This window comes from Pseudoalteromonas sp. 31A1 (assembly GCF_011378815.1).
GTDB classification, from domain to species: domain Bacteria; phylum Pseudomonadota; class Gammaproteobacteria; order Enterobacterales; family Alteromonadaceae; genus Pseudoalteromonas; species Pseudoalteromonas arctica.
Map to the genome: position 1 here is coordinate 63,404 of NZ_WTKY01000020.1, position 21,536 is coordinate 84,939.

General features: G+C 37.8%; 22 protein-coding genes. 10 read left to right on the plus strand and 12 right to left on the minus strand.

All coding sequences use genetic code 11. The annotated features are described in order from the left end of the window. Window position 1 precedes the first annotated feature (1 nt). Window positions 2–1,171: a monodechloroaminopyrrolnitrin synthase PrnB family protein gene (locus tag GQR52_RS16595; protein WP_165729139.1), complete on the minus strand. Its 1,170-nt coding sequence runs from the start codon at window positions 1,169–1,171 to the stop codon at window positions 2–4. Between the two features lie 136 nt (window positions 1,172–1,307). Between GQR52_RS16595 and GQR52_RS16600 the strand changes: the two genes are divergently transcribed. The 4 genes from GQR52_RS16600 (at window position 1,308) to GQR52_RS16615 (ending at window position 7,080) form a co-directional block, all read left to right on the plus strand. Continuing rightward, window positions 1,308–1,763: an Lrp/AsnC family transcriptional regulator gene (locus tag GQR52_RS16600; protein WP_007579788.1), complete on the plus strand. Its 456-nt coding sequence runs from the start codon at window positions 1,308–1,310 to the stop codon at window positions 1,761–1,763. Between the two features lie 72 nt (window positions 1,764–1,835). Then, window positions 1,836–4,556 (plus strand): ATP-binding protein, encoded by a 2,721-nt coding sequence (locus GQR52_RS16605; protein ID WP_165729140.1) that lies wholly within the window; start codon window positions 1,836–1,838, stop codon window positions 4,554–4,556. Beyond that, window positions 4,546–5,934: an alpha/beta fold hydrolase gene (locus GQR52_RS16610; RefSeq protein ID WP_165729141.1), complete on the plus strand. Its 1,389-nt coding sequence runs from the start codon at window positions 4,546–4,548 to the stop codon at window positions 5,932–5,934. Before GQR52_RS16605 ends, GQR52_RS16610 begins: the two co-directional genes overlap by 11 nt. A 6-nt stretch (window positions 5,935–5,940) precedes the next feature. Then, window positions 5,941–7,080 (plus strand): GNAT family N-acetyltransferase, encoded by a 1,140-nt coding sequence (locus tag GQR52_RS16615; RefSeq protein WP_165729142.1) that lies wholly within the window; start codon window positions 5,941–5,943, stop codon window positions 7,078–7,080. On the opposite strand, the gene GQR52_RS16620 is transcribed toward GQR52_RS16615, so the two are convergent. Beyond that, window positions 7,057–7,647: a DUF938 domain-containing protein gene (locus tag GQR52_RS16620; protein ID WP_039488722.1), complete on the minus strand. Its 591-nt coding sequence runs from the start codon at window positions 7,645–7,647 to the stop codon at window positions 7,057–7,059. The genes GQR52_RS16615 and GQR52_RS16620 overlap by 24 nt on opposite strands. 200 nt (window positions 7,648–7,847) lie before the next feature. Here GQR52_RS16620 and GQR52_RS16625 point away from each other — a divergent pair, with 200 nt between their 5' ends. From GQR52_RS16625 to GQR52_RS16645, 5 genes are all read left to right on the plus strand, one after another. Next, window positions 7,848–8,033 (plus strand): hypothetical protein, encoded by a 186-nt coding sequence (locus GQR52_RS16625; protein ID WP_165729143.1) that lies wholly within the window; start codon window positions 7,848–7,850, stop codon window positions 8,031–8,033. Window positions 8,034–8,134: 101 nt separating this feature from the next. Continuing rightward, entirely contained in the window at window positions 8,135–8,500 is a 366-nt protein-coding gene (locus GQR52_RS16630; protein WP_240914486.1) for a hypothetical protein, read from the plus strand. An 11-nt stretch (window positions 8,501–8,511) separates the two neighbouring features. After that, window positions 8,512–9,888 carry a class II fumarate hydratase gene (locus tag GQR52_RS16635; RefSeq protein WP_165729144.1) on the plus strand — a complete coding sequence of 459 codons (1,377 nt, stop codon included), beginning with the start codon at window positions 8,512–8,514 and terminating at the stop codon, window positions 9,886–9,888. 110 nt (window positions 9,889–9,998) lie between these two features. Beyond that, complete coding sequence (locus GQR52_RS16640; protein WP_101216212.1) at window positions 9,999–10,532, plus strand: hypothetical protein; 534 nt, start codon at window positions 9,999–10,001, stop codon at window positions 10,530–10,532. 10 nt (window positions 10,533–10,542) lie between these two features. After that, window positions 10,543–10,944 (plus strand): hypothetical protein, encoded by a 402-nt coding sequence (locus GQR52_RS16645; protein ID WP_101216211.1) that lies wholly within the window; start codon window positions 10,543–10,545, stop codon window positions 10,942–10,944. Window positions 10,945–10,973: 29 nt separating this feature from the next. On the opposite strand, the gene GQR52_RS16650 is transcribed toward GQR52_RS16645, so the two are convergent. From GQR52_RS16650 to GQR52_RS16685, 8 genes are all read right to left on the minus strand, one after another. Beyond that, window positions 10,974–11,159 (minus strand): hypothetical protein, encoded by a 186-nt coding sequence (locus GQR52_RS16650; protein WP_010554829.1) that lies wholly within the window; start codon window positions 11,157–11,159, stop codon window positions 10,974–10,976. Window positions 11,160–11,179: 20 nt separating this feature from the next. Then, a complete protein-coding gene (locus tag GQR52_RS16655) occupies window positions 11,180–11,500 on the minus strand; it encodes a hypothetical protein (RefSeq protein WP_024599671.1) in 321 nt (106 codons plus the stop codon). Beyond that, window positions 11,497–12,135, minus strand: coding sequence for a hypothetical protein (locus GQR52_RS16660; RefSeq protein ID WP_010554827.1), 639 nt, complete (start codon window positions 12,133–12,135; stop codon window positions 11,497–11,499). Before GQR52_RS16660 ends, GQR52_RS16655 begins: the two co-directional genes overlap by 4 nt. Before the next feature lie 74 nt (window positions 12,136–12,209). Beyond that, on the minus strand, window positions 12,210–12,902 hold the full coding sequence (locus GQR52_RS16665) for a PspA/IM30 family protein (protein WP_004335088.1): 693 nt from the start codon (window positions 12,900–12,902) through the stop codon (window positions 12,210–12,212). Between the two features lie 24 nt (window positions 12,903–12,926). Beyond that, entirely contained in the window at window positions 12,927–13,340 is a 414-nt protein-coding gene (locus GQR52_RS16670) for a DUF2170 family protein (RefSeq protein WP_004335098.1), read from the minus strand. A 79-nt stretch (window positions 13,341–13,419) separates the two neighbouring features. Further along, window positions 13,420–15,141, minus strand: coding sequence for a polyamine aminopropyltransferase (locus GQR52_RS16675; RefSeq protein ID WP_165729145.1), 1,722 nt, complete (start codon window positions 15,139–15,141; stop codon window positions 13,420–13,422). Window positions 15,142–15,144: 3 nt separating this feature from the next. Further along, window positions 15,145–16,044: a DUF350 domain-containing protein gene (locus tag GQR52_RS16680; RefSeq protein ID WP_024589503.1), complete on the minus strand. Its 900-nt coding sequence runs from the start codon at window positions 16,042–16,044 to the stop codon at window positions 15,145–15,147. 26 nt (window positions 16,045–16,070) lie between these two features. Next, window positions 16,071–17,003 (minus strand): hypothetical protein, encoded by a 933-nt coding sequence (locus tag GQR52_RS16685; protein WP_007579759.1) that lies wholly within the window; start codon window positions 17,001–17,003, stop codon window positions 16,071–16,073. Between the two features lie 398 nt (window positions 17,004–17,401). Here GQR52_RS16685 and GQR52_RS16690 point away from each other — a divergent pair, with 398 nt between their 5' ends. After that, entirely contained in the window at window positions 17,402–19,357 is a 1,956-nt protein-coding gene (locus tag GQR52_RS16690; RefSeq protein WP_240914487.1) for an EAL domain-containing protein, read from the plus strand. A gap of 40 nt (window positions 19,358–19,397) precedes the next feature. On the opposite strand, the gene GQR52_RS16695 is transcribed toward GQR52_RS16690, so the two are convergent. Both GQR52_RS16695 and GQR52_RS16700 read right to left on the minus strand, forming a co-directional pair. Further along, window positions 19,398–19,859, minus strand: coding sequence for a hypothetical protein (locus GQR52_RS16695; RefSeq protein ID WP_165729147.1), 462 nt, complete (start codon window positions 19,857–19,859; stop codon window positions 19,398–19,400). Further along, on the minus strand, window positions 19,859–21,052 hold the full coding sequence (locus tag GQR52_RS16700) for a hypothetical protein (RefSeq protein ID WP_165729148.1): 1,194 nt from the start codon (window positions 21,050–21,052) through the stop codon (window positions 19,859–19,861). The genes GQR52_RS16695 and GQR52_RS16700 overlap by 1 nt, the downstream gene beginning before the upstream one ends. Window positions 21,053–21,536: the final 484 nt, after the last annotated feature.

Below are 21,536 nucleotides of genomic sequence, written 5' to 3' on the forward strand. Positions count from 1 at the left end.
GCTATTTAACCCATTCTTTAAGTGTATTTAGATCGTCAAAACGTGTTTTTATATCGTCGCGTTTGGCACTGGCTCGCCTATCTCTTAATTTTTCGAGCGAATCAAGTAACACATTAAGCGGCGGACCACTTGCTGTTACCTTGCTCATATGCTGCTGTTGCATATTTTTTGAGGGCTGAGCAATAAACTTTTCAACCAGTTGATTATGATGACCGACTGCGGTGTCGCCATGTGATTTACACACTTGAATAAATAACGTTGCGTGGCTTTTAAACCAATCTGTATTTTTATATTGCTCTGCTTGTAAAAAGTCATCCATAAAGCTTTGCATACGCATGGCTTCTCGTAGGATTTGTTGATCCTCTGGCATCATATATAAAAACTTATCCACCAGCATTTGCGAGTAACTAGGCTCATTTGCGCTACAAAGCCCTAGTAACATATCAATCACGTTAATACCTGCAAAGTCACCAGCATTTGCACCTCTGTAAACCTCTTTACCTACACGGTACGGTTTATAATAAGGGCGAACGCAGTTAAAAAAGCGATCTGAATCGAGCTCAGAATAAAGTGCATTATTTGACTCAATTACATCTATAAGCGCTTGTTTTGCTACTTTTAATAACTCACCACACAGGGGGTGTGAGATACCTAACGGCAATATTTTTAATAAAGCATCACTTGCACGTTTATAGGCCAAAATACCTTGGGTGTTGTAATCAAGAAATAGCTTTTCATCAGGTAAATTGGTAAATCGTTTATAAATACCGTTAAGTGCTTTGTTATGAGTAGTTAAGTGGGCGGTAGCAAAACGAGGGGTTACGCCAATGGATGCGCCTATATGCATAGCAAGCGCTGAGGCTTCAATTAGTGGCGAAGTAGTTTCTCTGCTTGGCTCAGTAATTTCATGGCGCCTACACGCCGCCATAAACAATCCTACGTTACCGAGTAAGTCAAAAGCGCTATCAAAGCCTTGATCTGTGTTTCCCTCTGCTAATAAATTGCTAATTAATGCGTTGCCTTCTTTTTCTAATTGTTGCTTTAAGGCCTCACCTATTCCTTCTACATTTGCTTTATCGGTTTGCTGCCAATAAAGCTGCTCTAATTCACTATTTAAAGTGACAAACTCTGTTCGTATCCAGTGATCAAAAATAGCGGTATGTGTGTTCATTGTTGTGCTCTATTATTTTTATAGTTAAATGCTAACAGAGTTCAATGAGGGTAAAACGCCAAAAAAATTAGTAAAAATTGCAATACTTAGCAATAATCACTACAAATATAAAAATAATTAATAAAAGCCGACAACTATGTTAGATAAAAAAGACCAGCAATTACTCATTGCACTGCAAAGCCAAGCTCGTATGTCTGTTTCAGATTTGGCCAGCAGTATTAACCTATCGGATACACCTTGTTTAAGGCGTATAAAAAAGTTAGAGCAAGAAAATATTATTACCGGCTACCACGCCGCCATAAATCCTAAAGCACTTAACCTTAATGTGTTGGTATATGCGTTTGTACGATTAAGCCAAAACTCGGTAAGTGCTGCAGAGCAATTTGAGCAACATGTAGAAAAATTACCACATGTATTAGAGTGTTGTGTAATATCAGGAAGCTATGATTATTTATTAAAAATCATTGCACATGATCTTGAGAGCTACGAAACATTTGTAAAACATCAACTAGGTAGTTTAAGTTGTATTGCAAATATAGAATCAACAGTCGTGTTAAAGCAGTCATTTAGCAAAAAACAGTTACCATTATAAAAATAACCAAAATAACTTACTGTTAGCTATACTGATATTTCAAAACGATAATAATAATTGCTTGGACCTTATGTGAAAAATTTTAACTCTAAAAATCATTCCATTATTTTTTACATCATGTTTGCTTTAGCATATTTTTTAGTCGGCATAGCACTCACTAAACTTGCTTTTAACTCGCAAATAATTCCAATTTGGTTACCTGCCGGTATAGCTCTAGTCGGTTGTTATATTTGGTGGTGGCGCTTTATCCCGCCTTTATTCGTAGCTGCAATTGCGTTTAACCTAAATATTTTTGATAGTTCAGCTCATGAGCTAGTCCTGGTCGGCAACTCATTCAACGAGGCTATGTATATCGCCTTTGGTGTTGTTATACAGGCAATGGTCGGCGCAGCTTTTTTAAAGTATTGGCTTGGTCACCCGCTGCGTTTTAAAAAGCGCAAGAATATAATTTACTTTATTTTAGTCATAGCCATATTGGTCAGCTTAATTTCAGCTAACTTTGGCGTATTCGCACTGAGTCAATTTAACTCGATTTACAGTATTGATAATCATTGGAATAATGTTATTTACTGGTGGCTTGGCGATACATTAGGGGTATTAATTGCAACTCCATTTTTACTTTCTTTATTACCACAAAAGTCTAATCAACATACTATATCGGCATTTCCGACAATTGCAGTATGCTCAGTTTTATTTTTATCAGTCGCGGTAACAACACAATTATACGATCAGGAAAATCGTATAAGCACTATTAAAATTGCCGAACGTGAAGTCCACGTTATAGAAAACAGCCTTTATAGATATACAAATCGCAGTATTATTGCAGTGCAGAGCTTAGCAAGTCAGGTTCAATCATCTCCCATGCTGAGCCAGCAAGATTTTTATTCTTATGCTAGTCAGTTACTAACTCAATACGAGTTTATTAACGCTTTATCGTGGAATGCAAAAATACCTCAAGATCAACGAGAAGTCTTTGCTCAAGAAATATCAAATATTTACCATTTAGATATTGATATAGTTGGCGAACCTCTTGAAATTAATGATCCCCTTGTTATAGTAAAATACATAGCTCCTTTTAATGGTAATCAAAAAGCTATTGGCTTTAATGTATTTTCAAACCCTGATCGAAAAAACTCTCTGCTTAACCCCGCTATAAAGTACATGCCAGTCGGAACTAAAATAATTCAGTTGGTGCAAACCAAACAACCTAAACCAGCCTATTTATTATTTGCCCCTGTGTACTCTCAATATAACGATGAAAAAACAATTAAAGGCTATGCCACTGGTATATTTTTAGTGCGTAGTATTATTGAGCAGGCCATTTCTAAAGAACAGTCTGATATGTTTTCGATTGGTATATACGAAGATACAAACACACCGCCGTTTTATAGTAATTACTCTCAGGATGTTCAGCAAGCCAAAGGCAGCCGATTAATGTCGTTTGACGTGGACTTTGCAGGGCAAAAATGGATTGTAAAACTAGCCCTTAAAGAAAGCTTTTTAACACAACATAATAGCCAACTAGCTCTATTATTGCTCATACTCCAAGTTGCCGTATGTTCTTTAATTTTAATGGTTTTACTGCTGTTTAATCAGCAACAAATTGCACTTACACGTCAAGTTGCAGAGCGTACACACTCACTCGCACAAGCAAAGCAGCAGTCTGATTTAGCTAATCAGGCTAAAAGCCAATTTTTAGCGAATATGAGCCACGAAATACGTACACCATTAAACGCCGTTATTGGTTTCTCTTCACTTGCCCGAGAAACAGACAGTGCAAGTACACTCATTGGCTATTTAGATAAAATAAACTCATCATCTAAAAGTTTATTAAACTTAATTAATGACATTCTTGATATATCAAAAATAGAATCCCAAAAGTTAGTTATTGAATCTATTGCATTCGACCTAGGTGCCTTAATAACACGCATAGACAATATGTTTGAACAAAGCGCAGTTAACAAAGGTATTAACTGGCAAGTTAACTCAAAGCTACCTTTAAATACCTGGTTTATTGGTGATCCTATGCGAATTGAGCAGGTATTACTTAATTTATGTAGTAACGCGATTAAATTTACAAGCCAAGGCAGCGTTGCTTTAAACATAGAAACAGAGTTTACTGCCGCCAATAAAGTACAGCTTGTTATAAACGTTAGTGATACAGGAATAGGTATAAAACCAAGCCAGCATAAAAAATTATTTAACGCATTTACCCAAGCTGATAGTTCTACCTCAAGGCAGTTTGGCGGTACAGGACTTGGCTTAACCATAGCTAAAGAGCTAAGCCAGCTAATGGGGGGAGAAATAACACTTAAAAGTGAAATAGATAAAGGCTCTACTTTTACATTTTCCATGCGATTAGAAACAACAGAGCCTAAAAAAGAACATGTTATTACATTTGATAATACTAATATTACTTCGCTAGACATTTTGGTCGCAGAGGATAACCCAGTAAATCAAATGGTTATTAAAGCGATGCTTGGCTCGTTAGGGATTGTGCCGTATATAGTAGAAAACGGTGAGTTGGCGGTCGATATAGTGAAAAAACAACATTTTGATTTAGTCCTTATGGATTGCCAAATGCCTATAATGGATGGCTATAGAGCAACGGCACTGATCCGCCAGTTTAAAACCGAACAAGAACTCCCGATTATTGCTTTAACTGCCGACGTAATGCCAGAGGATAAAGCACATGCACAAGCAGTTGGATTTAATCAACATCTTGCAAAACCGCTTGAACTCATTAAGCTAACCGAGTGTCTTGTCCAATATGCAGAAGTTAATGAACAATAGTGGTTTAATTTTAAGAATAGTTTTAAGAGTATTTTTGGGTTTTGTTTTAAGTGTTTTTTCTCATACAGCTGTCGCTCAAAACTGTATATCGCAGGCGAGCGACTTTAAATTTATAACAAAAAGTAAGCAACAAGGCTTATTACGCTTTGAAAATGAGCACAACCACCAGCGCTTTAATTACCACGCCATTTTACCATTTAACGATTACTTAGATTTTGCATATAAACATATAAATAAAGCCAATCCACGTGCAAATATGCCATGCCCTGCTATTACACAAACGTATCAGCAATTAGTAACACAAGGTACGCGAAAACCTGACCCTACTATTGCAGATATTATTGCCCCTTTTGAGCTTACGCATCCAAACAGCAATAAAGTTGCGCTATTAATCCACGGACTAACTGACTCCCCCTTTACATATCACGATTTAGCACAAGTGTATTATCAGCAAGGCTATACTGTGCGTACTATTTTATTACCAGGACATGGAAGCGCCGCAAGTGCTTTACTCAATGTAGACGTTAGCCAATGGCAACAAGCAATAAAATACGGTATTGAACGCTCCGTACAAGACTTTGATGAGGTGATACTCGCAGGTTACTCTACCGGTGCAGCGTTACTTATTGATTACGCAACCAAACACACTGTATCCCCTAAAATTAAAGCGCTTATGCTTTATTCGCCAGGCTCTGAGCCACATAATAAGTACGGCTGGATAGCAAAGTGGATTGATGCCATACCCTTTGTTAATTGGATTGATAAAGACGCCGATGTAGACTTTGCTAAGTATGAGTCATTTCCTTTAAATGCAGCTGCCGCTTCGTACGATGCAATGTCACTTGCAAGCGTAAGTAGCTTAAATAAACGCCCTGCACTTAAATTACCTATTTTTAGTGTACTTAGCGATATTGATACCACGATAGATACGCGTGCCACGCTAAAATTATTAAGTGCATTACACCAAGGTAATTCAATCAAATATAAGCCGCTCGATACTTTAGTACTTTATGGAAGCACTGATATTTTACCGCCAGACTTTGCTAGTGACTACACAGTAAATAATCCGCAATGCACAACACGTCAATGTAAAAAGGTTCATGGTATGTCGCATATTGCTGTTGTTAACTCACCGCAAAATCCACATTATGGAATTAACGCAACTTATCGCAATTGTGGCAGCTTTATTAACGACGAGCCCCTATATAAAACATGTAAAACAACTAAAAACCCACAACTAGGAGAGCGTACAAGCGCCAACTTAAAACACTATCCGGCTTTACAGCGCTTAACTTATAATCCTCATTTTACCGAGCTTAAAATGCAAATTAGTACGTTTATTAAAAACGTAGAACAGCTTAGAACAACTACAAGGTAAGTAGTCATGGGAACGTTTTCGCACCAATGGTTTAGCAGTATTAATGAGATTGATCAGGCGCAGTGGCAACGTTTATTTGGTGATGAACCATTTACTCAACATGCTTTTTTATATGCCCTTGAACAAAGCCAATGCGTAACACAAAAAAGTGGTTGGCAGCCCCATCACCTCGCTATTTTTGAAAGTGATACGCTCGTTGCACTTGCACCTGGGTATTTAAAAAGTCATTCATACGGCGAGTATGTATTTGACTGGGCATGGGCTGAGGCATACGAAAAACACGGTTTAGAATATTATCCCAAGTGGCTATCTGGCATTCCTTTTAGCCCTATTGAAGGCAAGCGCATTGCTATCGAGCACGCTAATCCAAATGCGGTATATCAATACATTACAGAGCAACTTAGCTTACACAGTGCTCAGCAAGGATGGTCGGGATGGCATGTTAACTTTTGCGATCAAGCTCAAGCAACATCATTAACTGAGCAACACGCCATGTTAAGAGTGGGTGTGCAATTTCAGTGGTTTAATAAAGGTTATGAATCCTTTGACGACTTTTTGCAGATGCTTAGCTCACGAAAACGTAAGTCACTTAAAAAAGAGCGAGCTAAAATAGCGCAACAGAACATTGATATTGAATGGCTGCAAGGAACGCAAATTACGCCCGAGATAATGCAATTGTTTTGTGAGTTTTATCAGCGTACCTACTTAAAGCGCTCTGGTCATTTGGGCTATTTAAATATGGAGTTTTTTACGCTTTTACATGCCTTAATGGCTAATACTCTCGTTATTATGCTGGCCAAAAGAGACGATAACGTGATTGCTGCAACACTTAGTTTAGTAGGTGAGAATACGCTTTATGGGCGCTACTGGGGAGCAAGTGAGGAAGTAGATTCGCTTCACTTTGAATTGTGTTATTACCAAGGTATTGAGTTTGCAATAAAGCATAAACTCAACTGTTTTCATTCGGGTGCACAAGGTGAGCACAAAATAGCACGCGGATTTGAACCCGTACTTACCTACTCTGCTCACCATATTGTTGATGGCGATTTCAGTAATGCAATAAGCGACTACTTAAAGCGTGAACGCGGCCATATTGATATATATAAAGAGCAATGTAGCTCATTACTGCCGTTTAAAAACGAGTAACTGATTATTTGCAGGCATGGCTGTATCGCTAATAAGCGTAAGCCCTGCTTGCTTAGCTAGTTGTTCAACTGCTTCAAAATCTCTTATTCCACTTAACGGATCGCGCTCTGTTAAAAAGGCACTAAAGTCATCATTACTTGGGCTGGTAAATTCACCTTGGTATTTGAATGGCCCATAAATACACAACATACCGTCGCTATTTAAGTGGCGTTTAACACCGTCAAAAAAACGCTCAACTAATTGCCAACTTACAATATGAAATGTGTTTGCAGTATAAATAGCGTCAACCTTATCTACTGGCCACTCATTATTTAAATCAAGCTCAAGTGGTGCATGCAAATTAGTTAAATTAGCTTCGCGGTGCCATAAGTTAATCCCTTCGTGGTTTATAGCACGATCACTTGTATGCCATTGTAAATGTGGTAATTGCTCTGCAAAAAAAACACTATGCTGGCCGGTTCCTGAGCCAACTTCGAGTACTGTTTTAGTATTTTTTAATACGTCCTTTAATTGCTCTAAAATAGGGGTTTTATTGTTTTCACAGGCTTGTGAAAATGGCTTTGTCATTACTGTGCACCAAAATTGTAGATTAATGCACAACAGTAAAGCAAATTTAGCTTATTTTGTCGTGATGAAAAAAAGATAATTTTTAAACACTATAACTATCATATGGTTGAGTTAATTTATTATGATTGGTACGTAATATGCTTTTATATAACTAACCCACTAAAGGGTTTAACTTATATTAAATTTCAAAGGATAAAATTATGCATATACCCCCTTATACCGCTGTAGACGCAGCTATTGCTATAACCGAAAAAACCACCTACGATCATAGTTACGCCGTTGATATGAGAGCTACAGTAATCGATTTACTTTCGCACCCTAAACATAATCAACAGGCGATGACCAAACATGAAACAGATCAGATATTTATTCTTGGCTACAATTAATACTCAAATTAGTATCGCAAATAATTTTTATAATAACTGTTTACACTGAAACCGATTAAATGTAATGATAACTATTATCGTTAACTTAAGTCGGTTTTTTTATGTCTTCAAATTATGCCCAGCATCGTTACCATCAAGAACTCTCTTGCCATTGCTTAAGACCTGGCCTGCATGCACCCATGCTCGTTGCCGATTACATAGAAACCGCCCTTAACGTCGCTAAAAAATTTGAGCAACAACGTAATCCCTTGCTTCAAGAGTTTTATCTTAGACGCACACACCATGAAATTATGAACAAAATGTGCGACCCTCTTATACATAATGCTATTCGTAAACAATGTTTAGAGCAGTTATACAAACCTTTATTAGCACTAAAACGGTTTTATAAAGTGCATAACAATACTGCACAATTTTTAATACTTGATCGTGAAGCTCGTATTCTTAGTCACGAATTCAACCCTTTTTAAGGAGCACACTTATGAGCAACTTTAGAACAGAATCAGACAGCATGGGCGAGCTACAAGTACCTATTGATGCGCTCTATCAGGCGCAAACACAGCGAGCGGTTAATAATTTTGCCATTAGTGGCTTACCTATGCCAAAGCAATTTATAACTGCACTGGCTTATATAAAACAAGCCGCTGCACAAAGTAACTGTGAGCTAGGCCATTTAAGCAAAGCTAAAGCCGATGCAATTGAGCAAGCTTGCCAAAGTATTATTGATGGCGAGCATGTTGAGCATTTTCCCGTTGATATTTTTCAAACAGGTTCTGGCACAAGCTCAAATATGAATGCCAACGAAGTTATTGCAACGCTTGCTAGCCGATTAGGCAGTGAAAGCATTCACCCTAATGATGATGTAAACATGGGGCAAAGCTCTAACGATGTAGTCCCTACTGCTATCGCACTCAGTAGCGCAATAAATGTAGTGTATGAATTACTTCCTTCGCTTGAAAACTTATCGCAAAGCCTGGAAAAGAAAAAAGCTGAAGTAGGCCATATAGTTAAAACGGGCCGTACGCATTTAATGGATGCAATGCCTGTAACGTTTAATCAAACACTCAGTGCATGGCAGTCACAAGTTAATCATGCCGCAGCAGGAATTAGACATAGCTTAGAGCGTGTATGCGAACTTGCACAAGGCGGTACAGCCGTTGGAACAGGAATAAATGCCGACCCTAAATTTGCAGCCCAATTTGCAGAAAATCTGAGTGCCAACGTAGGCATTAGATTTACGCCTAGTAGTAACTTTTTTTATAATATAGGTTCACAAGACGCCATCGTCGCGCTTTCGGGGCAATTAAAAGTACTCGCTGTAGCACAAATGAAAATAGCCAACGACCTACGCTGGATGAACTCAGGACCACTTGCAGGTTTAGGTGAAATAGAGCTTGAAGCGCTTCAACCAGGCTCATCTATTATGCCAGGTAAGGTAAACCCAGTAATACCAGAAGCCGCAGCCATGGTAAGCGCACAAGTTATTGGCAACGACGCCACTATTACCGTTGCAGGTCAAGCGGGTAATTTTGAGCTAAACGTTATGCTCCCAGTCATTGCGTATAATATTTTGCAAAGTATTGAGTTACTTGCAAATAGCGCACAAGCGCTGGGCGATAAAGCGATTGCCAGTTTTAAGGTGAATCAGCCAAATATAGATAAAGCACTCGCTAAAAATCCAATTTTGGTAACTGCGCTTAATCCGGTGATCGGTTATGAAAAAGCAGCAAAAATAGCAAAGCAGGCTTATAAAGAAGCTCGCCCAATTATTGATGTAGCTGAGCAGGAAACCGATTTACCACGCAGTGAACTCGAAAAACTACTTAACCCCACCAAACTAACGCAGGGTGGACTTTAACAAAACGATATTTTTCGCGGCTTTAATTACTTGATAATATAGTTTTTATTGCCGTAAAAAATGCACCGTGTATGATAGTGATGAATATTTCATCACTATCAAGGTTTGTTATGCGTACCCCATTGTTAGCCATACTTTTACCACTGTGTTTAACTGCATGCTTAGATAAAGCACCCACTGAAACGCAGCAAGTAACAATCACCTCAGAAGCTGAAGCACCAAAGCAAGAGCTACAAAAGCTAAAAGAAAACACTCAATTACAAGAAAATACTAAAAAAAACGTAGTTGCTGAAAAAATACCAAAAGCTGATTTAAAAAACGTTTCAATAGACGATATAAAAACAGCTAAAACCGAATTAAATACGCTAATTACAGATAAGCAATGTGATACCAGCACCCAATGTAGAGTAAGTGCAGTAGGCAGTCGCGCATGTGGTGGGCCGAGCAGCTTTGTTGTGTACTCAACAAACACCGCGTCTGAGGAACAAGTAGCTGTCCTTAGCGATAAAATTACTAAGCTTGAAAGTAGTTATAATTCACAAAAAGGGATGATGAGCATTTGTCAGCATTTAACAACGCCAAGCACGCAGTGTGTTGAAAATAAATGTGTTAAACTTGAAGGCTCAGCGGTAAGTGCATTTTAAGGATAACGTTATGAGATGTTTACCATCGGCAATTAAACTATCAATTTTAAGCATTGCTAGCAGCATTTTATTACTAAGTGGTTGTGCTAGTACTGTGACGTCAAATGAGCAAAGTAAAAACTTATCTGACTTAAACTATGATCTGAATAACATGGTGAGTAATAACAGCTGCACTGCAAGCTTTCAGTGCAAAGTACTTGAAGTGGGCGCCCGCGCATGCGGCGGACCGAGTAAATATGCTGTTTATTCAACGCTAAACACCTCTCAAGAAGAAGCAGAACAGCTTGCTCAACAAATAACAAAACAAGAAAACATACAAAATAAAGCACAAGGCTTAACTGATTGTTCTCCTGTACTTGAAGTGCAATCGCTGTGTATTAACCACCAATGCCAGTCGTTTGATATAAAATAAAAACGGCCGCGTATAAGCTAATTTCAGCGTTAACTTAAATACGGAATTAACGCTGAAATTACTACCACCAGTACCACGCAAACACCCGCTTTAATAATGTATTTCATGGGCATTGTTTTAAGCACCCAATACGCATAAATAAAGCGTACAAAATAACTCGCCGCAGTACCAAACAACGCAAAAATAATTAAGTAAGCAATTAAAATAATATTCATAAAAACCTAATTAAATTATTTCACTTTTTATTTTTAGTGTGAGCTATTAATAAATCAGCTACTTGTTGCTTTACGGCTCGCTTATCATCGCTTTGTACATCAAAGCGACTGGCTAGTTGCGCTATTTCATCATCATTTAAGTTAAACGATAAACGTTGACGCGTTTTTTTAGACTTTACGTCTAAGCCAAGTATTTTTCGGATCATATCTGACGGCGTTAGCTCTTGATCAATTGCCTGCTTTTTTATCAGCTTTTGAACTTCGCTGCTTAGATCGAATGCCATTTGTGTGGCACGTACAGCTTGTTCCTGACGTAACCACTTATCTTTAGCATCACTCACTTAGCATCTCCGGGAAACAAGTCTACAATGTCTGACATTGGACGCATGAGCGTTAGCGATACTTCGGTTTCGCCGCCATCCCAAATTTCGATATTTAAACCAAAGCCTTCATTATCTGACGCTAAGCAAATCATTTCACATGGCTCGCCACCTTCTTGCTCATAACGAGGTAATGCTTGGTTGCGGTAGTCTTTATTATGGAAATAACACACATAAGGCGACTCGCTTTGTTGATAGCTTTTAGCTAAAAACTGCATAAAGCGCTCTGGTGTATTTTGCACTGTAATGTGGGTTAATGACTCTTCATCAAAAATACGCGCAAACTCATCAAGGCTAAATATTTCTTCAACTTCGTTTCGCTGAATTTTAATAGAAAAGTTAGCCCACTCTTCGCCATCATCTTGCTCAATTTGTAAAAATACAACTTGGCCGCTATTTGTCTCAAGTACAAATTCAGTATCGCTACTGTGCTGATATTGGTAAGTCTGAATGTCAGTAACACGTAACGTTTCACCCTTTAACCATGCAGGATAGGCAAATGAGTCAATAACGCTAAACATGTCGCCTTTTTTAAGATCGCTCGGATGATTAAGCTGACGTTCTGGCTCTTTTTTAGATTTGAAAAAATTAAACATAGGAGGGCTGCCTTTTAAGCAAAAAAGGTAACTGAGAAAAACTCGGTTACCTTTTTAAAGTATAAACGTAATGGTTAGCTATTTTGCTTCGCTTTGATGCGAGCTAAAATATCAGCGCTTTTTGGACTTGTGTCGCCAATGCCTGCTTCAGCCATTTTTGCTTTTAAGTCATCGCCATTTACGTCTGACTCAAGTTGCTTTGCAGCACCAAGCTGGTCACTTCGATCTTGTTGGCGCTGTTTAATGCGTTCAAGCGATTGACGAGCCGATGTCATAGACGAGCTGTTTGTATTAAGTGTGCTGTTAACAGCCATTGTTGCTTGCTGTACGCTTTCAGTGGTTTTAACCATTGTAAGCTGACGCTGATTCTCTTTAATCGATTTTTCAGCATCTTTAACTTGCTGCTTAAGCGCAACAATGTGATTGCTAAAGCCAGATAATACTTGCTCGTTTTCAGCTTTTTCAGCTTCAAAGTCACCAATTTTTTCTGCAATTTCTAATGCTAATGCTTCGTTGCCCTTTTCAAGAGCTTGGCCTGCATACGCTTCATGTTCAGCGATTGATGCATCTACAGCGCTAATTTTACGCTTCGTTTGCATCTCTTTAGCCATTACTTCAGTAAGGCTTTTTTTAGCACGGTGAAGTGCATTTTGCGCGTCTGCAATTTCTTGCTCAAAAATACGGATGCCATTTTTGTCTACAATTGCTTCACCAGCTTCACGAGCGCCGCCACGTACTGCTGTAAATAATTTTTTTAAAATACTCATAATCTTAACTCCACTAACTAGCTATTAATCGTTTAAATACAAGGTCACGGCTTCTAGTGCATCGATAGCGTTATCGGCTAATGTCACTAGTTCGTGGGTAACGTCATCTAATGATGAATTTACCGACAGTGCACCAAAAATCGCGTATTTGTTATCGATTTTAGCAAATGCACTCAGTGGAATTGGCACGTTTAAACGTAGTAATGTTTCGTTTAACTCGTTGCGTAATTCACTTTTAACTTCATCTTCGTCAAACAAGTAGCTAATACATAATAACTGCTCTTGCGTTTGCGTAACAAAAATTGGAAGCTCATCATTTCCATCAACAATGACTTGTAAAACATCTTGCTCGCCTGGGTTGGCAATCAAGAAAGACTCAAAGTTAGCGCCTTCAGTTTCAAAAGAAGCTAATTTTATTGAAAGTTCATTTAATTCCATGTCTCTGCCTTTTGTCGTTTGACATATTATGTCTGAGTTAAGATTCTCATGGTCGACATATTATGTCAACCATGTTTTATTAGTTTTTATACAATTCGCTTTCTATTTGCCATGCAGTTCGATAGTAATCATACAACTGACCAGATCCTAACCTATTGACCTCAATACTTTTAACTTGTTCAAAGTAGTGGTTAGGAAATACAAAACTTGCCAATAAATATTCTTTACTAATCCATCTTGATGGCACAGGCATAGCCGTCGCACCATTAATACGGCCACTGGCCGACTGCCCCATTTTAGTCGCTATAGTCCAGCCCCACTGCCCAAAAGAAGGTATGTTTTGCTGATACTGCTCAACATAGCCAAACCCAGCAGCTTTAACTGTTTTAGCAATGCTTAAAAACGCTTTTTTAGCGTGATAAGGTGAGGTTGATTGAACCGCCATTGCGCCATCGGGTGCTAATAGCTGCCGTACATGATTATAAAAGTAGTCACTGTACATTTTATTTAGATCAGGATGATTAGGGTCAGGTAAATCAATTAAAATAGTGTCGAACTGCTTAGATTGGTCAAGTAGCTTTTCTACTTCTAAAAATGCATCACCCACAATTATGTTGGCTCGCGAATCATGCATCGATTTATTGTTTAGCTGTAGTAATCGCTTATTGATGTGCTCTGGCGGCGTAAAGTCACCGTCTTTATGACCAAATAAATTGAGTAGTTGCGCGTCTAAATCTATTAGCGTTACTTCGCTTACAGGCCATTTTAAAACATCTCTAAGTGCAAGCCCGTCACCACCACCAATTATTAATACACGGTCGTGTCTGTTAGAGGCAAGCATTGCAGGGTAAACCAGCATTGAATGATATATTTGCTCATCAATACTTGAGAACTGTAAACGCCCATTTAAATATAAATCGGTAATTGGCTGAGGTTGGTTTTTGCTTAATCTTTCGGTTAAAACTACGTGTTGGTATTTAGTTGCTTGCGAATAAATTACTTTATCTTTGTATAAAACATTACTTAGATTGTTCATCCAGCTACTGCCAAATACTAAAATAAAGCCAAATAATGCAAGTAATACTATATGGCAAACTAAAAGTGCCTTAGCAAAGCGCACATGGGTATGGTAGCGCCATAAAAACGCGAGTCCTGCGATGATATTAAATAACGCCGTCCACGCTGCAGCTTGCATTATAGGCATTGAGAGCATGATACTTACCCAAATAGCTGCACCAATACCAGCACCAATATAATCGGCACCATAAATAGTCCCTGCGTTGTTTTCTAAAAAACGGCCATAAACGTGCTGACGAATGCGCGCTATAAGCGGTATTTCCATACCAATAAATAAGCCCAGTATTAAACCAAAAACATAAGGTAGAAAACGTGACCACTCTTGTAGCTTTTGAAATACGTAACCATTAAGTACAACATCAGGGGGTAAATTAAAAATGCTCGAAAATAAATGAGGAAGAGAATAACTAACTGCTATTACACCCGCTATCGCTAAAATGCAGCCCATGCCAACCAAAGCAATAATGCTTTCTAACCAAGCAAAAGCGGTAAATGCATCTTTAAACCAACGCGCTAAAAAAGCGCCTAAGCCCATTGCTACAATCATAGTACCAATCATGGCGTAAATAGCGCTCTCTACTGAGCCAAGTACACGGCCCGCATAATGAGACAGTAAGTATTCATAAATAAGGCCGCACCCAGCAAGCACGGCCATAACAGTAATAAGTAGTATATCGTGCCCAAGTAAGCGAGACTTACTTGGGCTAGTTGTGGTTGATGACACTGATTATGCGCCTAGTAATGTTGCCATAGTGATACCTACAGCAAATGATACTGCTGCAGAAATAGTAGCTACACCTACATTTTTTTGACGATTAACTTCATCGGAAATATCGCAACCAGATAAAATTATTTTAATTGTCACTAAGTGCAAAATAATAAATGCAACAAGGCTCACTACTGCGCTAATAGCCCAGTATAGTAAACTCGCATTAATATTATCAGCCGCGTAAGGTGCAACACCCGTTGCTGCTGTAATAGCTAATGCACTACCTACTAAAAATCCAGCGTAACGAATACCCACAGCTAAGTTACCATCAACAATTGCTTGTTGTAGGCAGTCGCCACTTTTATTTGTACGTTTAAATAACTGCACTCGGTACTGGCTAACAAGTAGTAATACAACACTACCTATAATAAAGGCGGCAATTACAATTGGAAGACCATGCCAGCCGTCAGTAGCCACCCATAAAAGAGCTGAGCGAATAACGATAGCAACACTGACAACATGGCCAAAATCAATTATTGAAGCTGTAACGTTACCTTTAACGATTTCGTCGTGCAGGCTTACTTTACGAAGCGCTACTTTATCTTGAAAAAAGTGACCCAACTTAATCAGTACAATTGCTAATGCGCCATAAGCTAACATTTGCAGTGCTTCTTGTTGCAGTGTTGCAGCAAAAGCTCCGCTACTTACACCCGTTAATACAATCGCCAGTGCCACTAAGCCAGCGGCAAAGCTAATCCCAAAAGCAAAGTTATCACGCTCTGTTATTTCATCATTTGCATGTAAGTTTGAAACCCAGCCTTTTATATATTTAAGGCTTACAAATAATAAAACAATAATTGCAAAATCAATCGCCAGCGCTTGCAGTGACCACATAGTTATTCCATTAAATTCATACATATTATTCTAACTCCAACTTTATTCTTTTACTTACCACGGCTCACGCCACGAGAGGTTCTGCTACCGCTATCACGCACCGATCCTGAGCTATTGCTATAACTGCTCGAACGAGAATAACTACTGCGGCTTTTTGCTGGCGTATAACTACTACGGCTTAAACCTGATGCACCTGTTTTTTTACTCGCATAAGGGCTTGTAAACTGCTTACCTTGGCGTTGGTATGTTTGGCGCGTGCGTGTTTCTAGCGCGCTTTGGGTTTTAATTTGTTTAGGGCTTGAATAACGCGAGCGGCCATAGTCATTGTAATAGCTATACTTTCGGCGCTTACTCCAGCTTCCGTATTCAACACGATCAAATACATCACCTAAAATACGGTACATTCCGTACCATTGCCAAAAGCTAATACCGTTACTATTTGATTGCCAGTTACCATAGTTAGGGTTACCTACCATTTGGTTACCAACACCCTCACCTTCAGCTTGCTTACTAATTGCGCCTACACGCGCTAAAGTGCCTTTGGACATATCTGCTAGCATATTAATAGGATCGGTTAACGCATCAGAAAATAGCGTAGGTTTAGATGCATCACGCAACAAATCAATGCTATGTAACGTATCTTCGTAAGGAGGAATTAAGTAAGTTCCTTTAATATCTTTAAGTCGCTGTGTTAAGCCACTATAAAGTGCGCCTTGGCGCGTTGCATCAAGGGTAATTACATCAACAACTTTTGTAAGCTCTGGTTGTTGTTTTTTAAGAAGCTCGCCATATTCTTTAAGTAACACAGCATTGCGTACACTTCCATTATCGAGTGCAGTACCAAGCTGAGACAGCTCCGTATCTACCTTTTTAATAGACTCTTGAATTGTTTGTTGCAGCTGCTCTTCTTTCGATTGACAACCCATAAGTACTGCGAACAAACAAAACAGGCTTATAAGTTTCCAAGCTTTAATATTCGACATTCATGTCACCTGATTTACTAAATTAACTCAGGTAGTTTTACACAGGTCACTTATTAAACCAAGAATGAAATTGCAACAAAGTAAGTCAGTACAAAATTAAATAAACAGCTATATTTAGTATATGAATTTAAAAGCATTCTTAATGTTAGATTTTTAGTGCTAAAAAGGGCGAAGTAAGTAACTTTTTTTGTAATTATGGATTGTCTGATTACATAATAATAACTAAAACATAATTAAATGACGGTTAAGGGTTAAATTTGATGCTTCATAGTATTCGGTATAAATTTATTATAATAACAACAGTTTTAATTATATTTAGCGCAAATTTAGTTTTTTTCCTCGCGATTAATGAGCACGAAGATCTGTATCGTCAATCTGTTAAACAAAACTTAGATGCAATGTCTTCAAACATTTCCGATAGTTTATTACGCGTTATGTCTGAGCAAGTTGACTTGTTCTCCATAACCACCGAATTGCTCGGTTTTGATCGATACGAACATATTAAGTTTGTAAATGTATTTGATGCTGACTGGCAGTTAATTCAGTCATACGTGCACCCTAACTATCTATATCTAGAGAACTTCAAACCTGAACTCGTCAGTATTCAACCAAAAGATTTACCTTACGCGGTTACAATAACTAATGAAGGACTAGTTGCTTTAAAGGCAATTGGGGAGGAACAGTTTCCTATTGGGTATTTACTCATTGTACAAGACTTTAAAAAACCATTAGATGAAAGTAAGGTTAGCCTTTTTTACAGTGCAGCACCCTTTGTAGTTTTAATTATTGCACTCACGATTATTATTTCGTTTTGGATATATCAGCGTTTATTAAGCCCACTTTTAAAGCTCTCAGAATTCACACAGAAAGTAGAAAAATCAACAAATTATAAGCTTCAATATCAAGTAACTGGTCACGATGAAGTATCTCAACTTGGTAATGACATTAATACATTACTACAAACAATTGACTCCCAAATTCAAACCAACCATAAACACACCGCACAGCTTTTAGTACAAACACATTCAATGGAGCGCCTCGCTAACTACGATATATTAACAGGCCTACCTAACCGCATGTTTTTTATGGAGCTGCTTAAACTTGAGTTAGCTAGTAGTAAAAGTAACGACCAAGACATTGCAATTATGTTTTTTGACGTTGATAGCTTTAAAGGGGTTAACGATACACTTGGCCATGAAACCGGGGATATGCTTTTACAAGCCGTCGCAAATAAAGTGAAAAGCCATCTGCGAAGTAGCGACATAATTGCGCGATTAGGCGGCGATGAGTTTTTAATTATGCTACCTAATATCACTGAGCAGTCTATCGTTATAGATATCGCCGAAAGTATCATTGAGGGTATGAAAGAGCCATTCACTATAAACGAATGGGACGTACCAGCAGGTATTAGTATTGGTATAGCGAGTGCCAAAGAAGCTAAATTTGATATAAATACGTTCATTAGTAATGCTGATATTGCAATGTACACATCAAAAGAAAAAGGCAAAGGTGCATATACCGTTTTCCATCATAAGATGCTTGAAGATAACAAAAGAAAAGCGCAAGTCGCTAACTTAATAACTCATGCAATAACACAAAATGAATTTGAGTTATTTTACCAGCTTAAAATGTCGAGTACAGGAGAAGCCAAAGGTTTAGAAGCCTTAATAAGATGGCAAAGTGAAAAGCTAGGCTTTGTTTCTCCTGGTGAGTTTATACCTATTGCGGAACAAGCAGGTAAAATAAAAGCGATTACTCAATGGGTTATCACACAAGTATTTAAAGATATGCAAATGCTAAAACAACTTATGGGGAACAATGTACTCGTCTCCATGAACCTTTCAAGCCATGACTTAAAGGATCATAACTTCATTCATACTGTAAAAAGTAAACTACTTGAACATAGCGTAAATATTTCAAATATTCAGTTTGAAATAACAGAATCAAGCTATTTAGAAAATTTTGAGAACGCTAATGAATTTTTTAATCAAGTTAAAGCTATGGGCGGCTCGATTGCATTAGATGATTTTGGCACTGGTTACTCTTCATTGAGTTACCTTACTAAAATTGAAATTGATACATTAAAAATAGATCGAATGTTTGTAAATCAATATGCAAGCTCAGCAAAAGACACTGCGGTATTAAAAGCAATACTCGATTTAGGCCAGCGCCTTGGTTTGAAAATATGTAGCGAAGGGATTGAAACAGCCGATCAAGCTAACTACCTAGTATCACATGGTAGTGATGAAATGCAGGGCTATTATTTTGCAAAGCCAGTGTGCATTGCACAACTGCCACAAGCAATTGAACGAGCAGAAACATTATTTAAAGAACTAACAATAACTACAAAATAACTCAGTGCAATTGATGCTTTTCTAACTAAACGGCTTGCTTTTAATTTAGTGAAATTATGGTGAGCTCTTTAGGTATAGTGATCCCTGCAGGAAGGTAAGCTACTGAGTCCTCAACGGTTAGTAAGTATTCTATAACCTCTTCTGTAGACTCAAATTCAATAGGTGGTTTGCTGCGCCCAGTGAATCGCATTTGGGCCCAATAAGCTTGTATTCTAGATTCAGTAAGACCTACCATCCTAGTATTAAAATTTATTCTAAGCGGATTGCCGACAAATAGGTTAACAGCTTTAAATTGTCTGCTCATAGCTCCACCCATATAAATATGGCGAATTTGTTGCTTACTAAAAGATAAGTTTTGGTCTGTGGTATTTACTACAATAATGACGTTCGATGACTTTGTATTTTCTGCATAAACTGAAATGCTAATACCAAATAGGCTACTAGCGACTACAAAGAGCATCATAGTTTTTTTAATGCTATTAATAGGTTTAAAAAATATCATTAAAACACCCAATCCAAACCAATAAGATAAAGATTAGTTTTTTTATCAAAATCAGAGTCATCAGGAGTAACGAAAAACGAGTCTTTTACATCGTCGCCTTCTAGGGTTGAAAACTCAGCTTTTAAGGCAAGGTTTGGCAACACATCCCAGCGTACACCAACCGTCCAACTCTTAATTGAATCAGGCGTAGATTCATCAAAAATACGATTGTATCCATATGCAAGTTGATCTAAGTCGCTATTAATACCTAACGGAATTTCATTTTCAGCAGAACGAGTTTCTACGTCGCTATCTGCAAATGTTAAGTGGTAAGTAAAAGGAGCATGATTAACACCGGCAGTTAAATAATAGCTTTGAATTATAGGCACTATCCCTAAATCAGTTTTAATGCGGACCCATTCACCTCTAAAAAAATAATCTAGATTGTCGTAAATTACGCCAAATTGGTCTGCATGTGCTCTACCTTTTGTTTTTACCGAGCTGGCGCTTTTTGTAAAATTAAGGCTATTAAGCACATTTTCTAGCTGTCTTATCTCATCAATATCAAGCTTGATATTCCCATTATAACGGGAAACTCTAAATTCTAAGTTTTCAATATTAATCTTACCAATGAATCCTAGAAGGTTATCAACTTCAAAGCCCGTTCTTAAGGCGCCAATCCCTATATCACCCGACTCTTCACCATAGTAACCTTCAAAGCTCACATCAAAATTTTCTGCACCAAATTTATAAACAGCATCTATGCCATTAAACGTTTTAAATAAATAAGTATCATAAACTTGTTGAGGTGGATTGATCCATGGGTACGCAAAACCAACATCCGAAAAGTCACTCATGGTAAAAAAAGGTGTGCGTAATTTTCCGAGTTTTATTTGAATATTATCTGTCGGTCTATATGTTAAATATAACCACTCTAACCCTGAGTTATCGGAAGCTGTTGTGTTATTGCTTCTTAGCAAAACTTGAGCTGTTGCAGACCACTTATCATCAAACTGATACTCGCCTTGGAATCCAATTAAACTAGATGGAGAAAATTTAATGCTGTCTTCATATCCCTTATATTCGACATTTTTTTCGTCTAAGTAGCCACCAATAACTCGAGCATAACCAGAAAATTCAAACTCATTAGAAAAAGCAGAAAAATGAGTAAGGATAGTGGTAAAAAGTAAGCACCAAGATATTTTATATCGCATCAGAGAAAATTAAATCCTTTGTTGAATTATGCAAAATACAGTGAAGATTAATTATGCTAACGATGAAATAATTCACCTGTTCGGATAATCAATTATTTTAAGTAGCGCTCTTTACCGCGACCTAGGATTAATGATTATAGTCAATGAATTACATGTTGGCACAATATATGTGTTCTATAAGAGTATTAAGTACCTAGTTAACACTGTTTTCACCTCAATCCCATTCAGTATTATTGAGATAGAGCTTAACTATATTTATATAGATAATTATCAACTGAGTAGGGGATCAAAGTGATTCTTAATTTATCTCGTTCACCAAGATTGAGTGCTTAATATAAGTGTTTGGTAGGATGTAAATTAGCTAAATTATAGTGCGATATGTGAGTAATTCACCACATTTCACTTTTCTGCAGACGTAAAAAAGCCCGAATCGCTAGATTCGGGCTTTCTACAATTTGAAGCCTGGTAATGTCCTACTTTCACA

Excerpts from the sequence above, each read along its gene's own strand:
- GQR52_RS16620 (WP_039488722.1), bottom strand. The coding sequence starts at position 7,647 with ATGACAAAGCCATTTTCACAAGCCTGTGAAAACAATAAAACCCCTATT.
- GQR52_RS16615 (WP_165729142.1), top strand. The coding sequence starts at position 5,941 with ATGGGAACGTTTTCGCACCAATGGTTTAGCAGTATTAATGAGATTGAT.
- GQR52_RS16690 (WP_240914487.1), top strand. The coding sequence starts at position 17,402 with ATGTCTTCAAACATTTCCGATAGTTTATTACGCGTTATGTCTGAGCAA.
- GQR52_RS16650 (WP_010554829.1), bottom strand. The coding sequence starts at position 11,159 with ATGAATATTATTTTAATTGCTTACTTAATTATTTTTGCGTTGTTTGGT.
- GQR52_RS16695 (WP_165729147.1), bottom strand. The coding sequence starts at position 19,859 with ATGATATTTTTTAAACCTATTAATAGCATTAAAAAAACTATGATGCTC.
- GQR52_RS16685 (WP_007579759.1), bottom strand. The coding sequence starts at position 17,003 with ATGTCGAATATTAAAGCTTGGAAACTTATAAGCCTGTTTTGTTTGTTC.
- GQR52_RS16595 (WP_165729139.1), bottom strand. The coding sequence starts at position 1,171 with ATGAACACACATACCGCTATTTTTGATCACTGGATACGAACAGAGTTT.
- GQR52_RS16640 (WP_101216212.1), top strand. The coding sequence starts at position 9,999 with ATGCGTACCCCATTGTTAGCCATACTTTTACCACTGTGTTTAACTGCA.
- GQR52_RS16630 (WP_240914486.1), top strand. The coding sequence starts at position 8,135 with ATGTCTTCAAATTATGCCCAGCATCGTTACCATCAAGAACTCTCTTGC.
- GQR52_RS16600 (WP_007579788.1), top strand. The coding sequence starts at position 1,308 with ATGTTAGATAAAAAAGACCAGCAATTACTCATTGCACTGCAAAGCCAA.
- GQR52_RS16635 (WP_165729144.1), top strand. The coding sequence starts at position 8,512 with ATGAGCAACTTTAGAACAGAATCAGACAGCATGGGCGAGCTACAAGTA.
- GQR52_RS16670 (WP_004335098.1), bottom strand. The coding sequence starts at position 13,340 with ATGGAATTAAATGAACTTTCAATAAAATTAGCTTCTTTTGAAACTGAA.
- GQR52_RS16660 (WP_010554827.1), bottom strand. The coding sequence starts at position 12,135 with ATGTTTAATTTTTTCAAATCTAAAAAAGAGCCAGAACGTCAGCTTAAT.
- GQR52_RS16625 (WP_165729143.1), top strand. The coding sequence starts at position 7,848 with ATGCATATACCCCCTTATACCGCTGTAGACGCAGCTATTGCTATAACC.
- GQR52_RS16680 (WP_024589503.1), bottom strand. The coding sequence starts at position 16,044 with ATGTATGAATTTAATGGAATAACTATGTGGTCACTGCAAGCGCTGGCG.
- GQR52_RS16665 (WP_004335088.1), bottom strand. The coding sequence starts at position 12,902 with ATGAGTATTTTAAAAAAATTATTTACAGCAGTACGTGGCGGCGCTCGT.
- GQR52_RS16645 (WP_101216211.1), top strand. The coding sequence starts at position 10,543 with ATGAGATGTTTACCATCGGCAATTAAACTATCAATTTTAAGCATTGCT.
- GQR52_RS16700 (WP_165729148.1), bottom strand. The coding sequence starts at position 21,052 with ATGCGATATAAAATATCTTGGTGCTTACTTTTTACCACTATCCTTACT.
- GQR52_RS16610 (WP_165729141.1), top strand. The coding sequence starts at position 4,546 with ATGAACAATAGTGGTTTAATTTTAAGAATAGTTTTAAGAGTATTTTTG.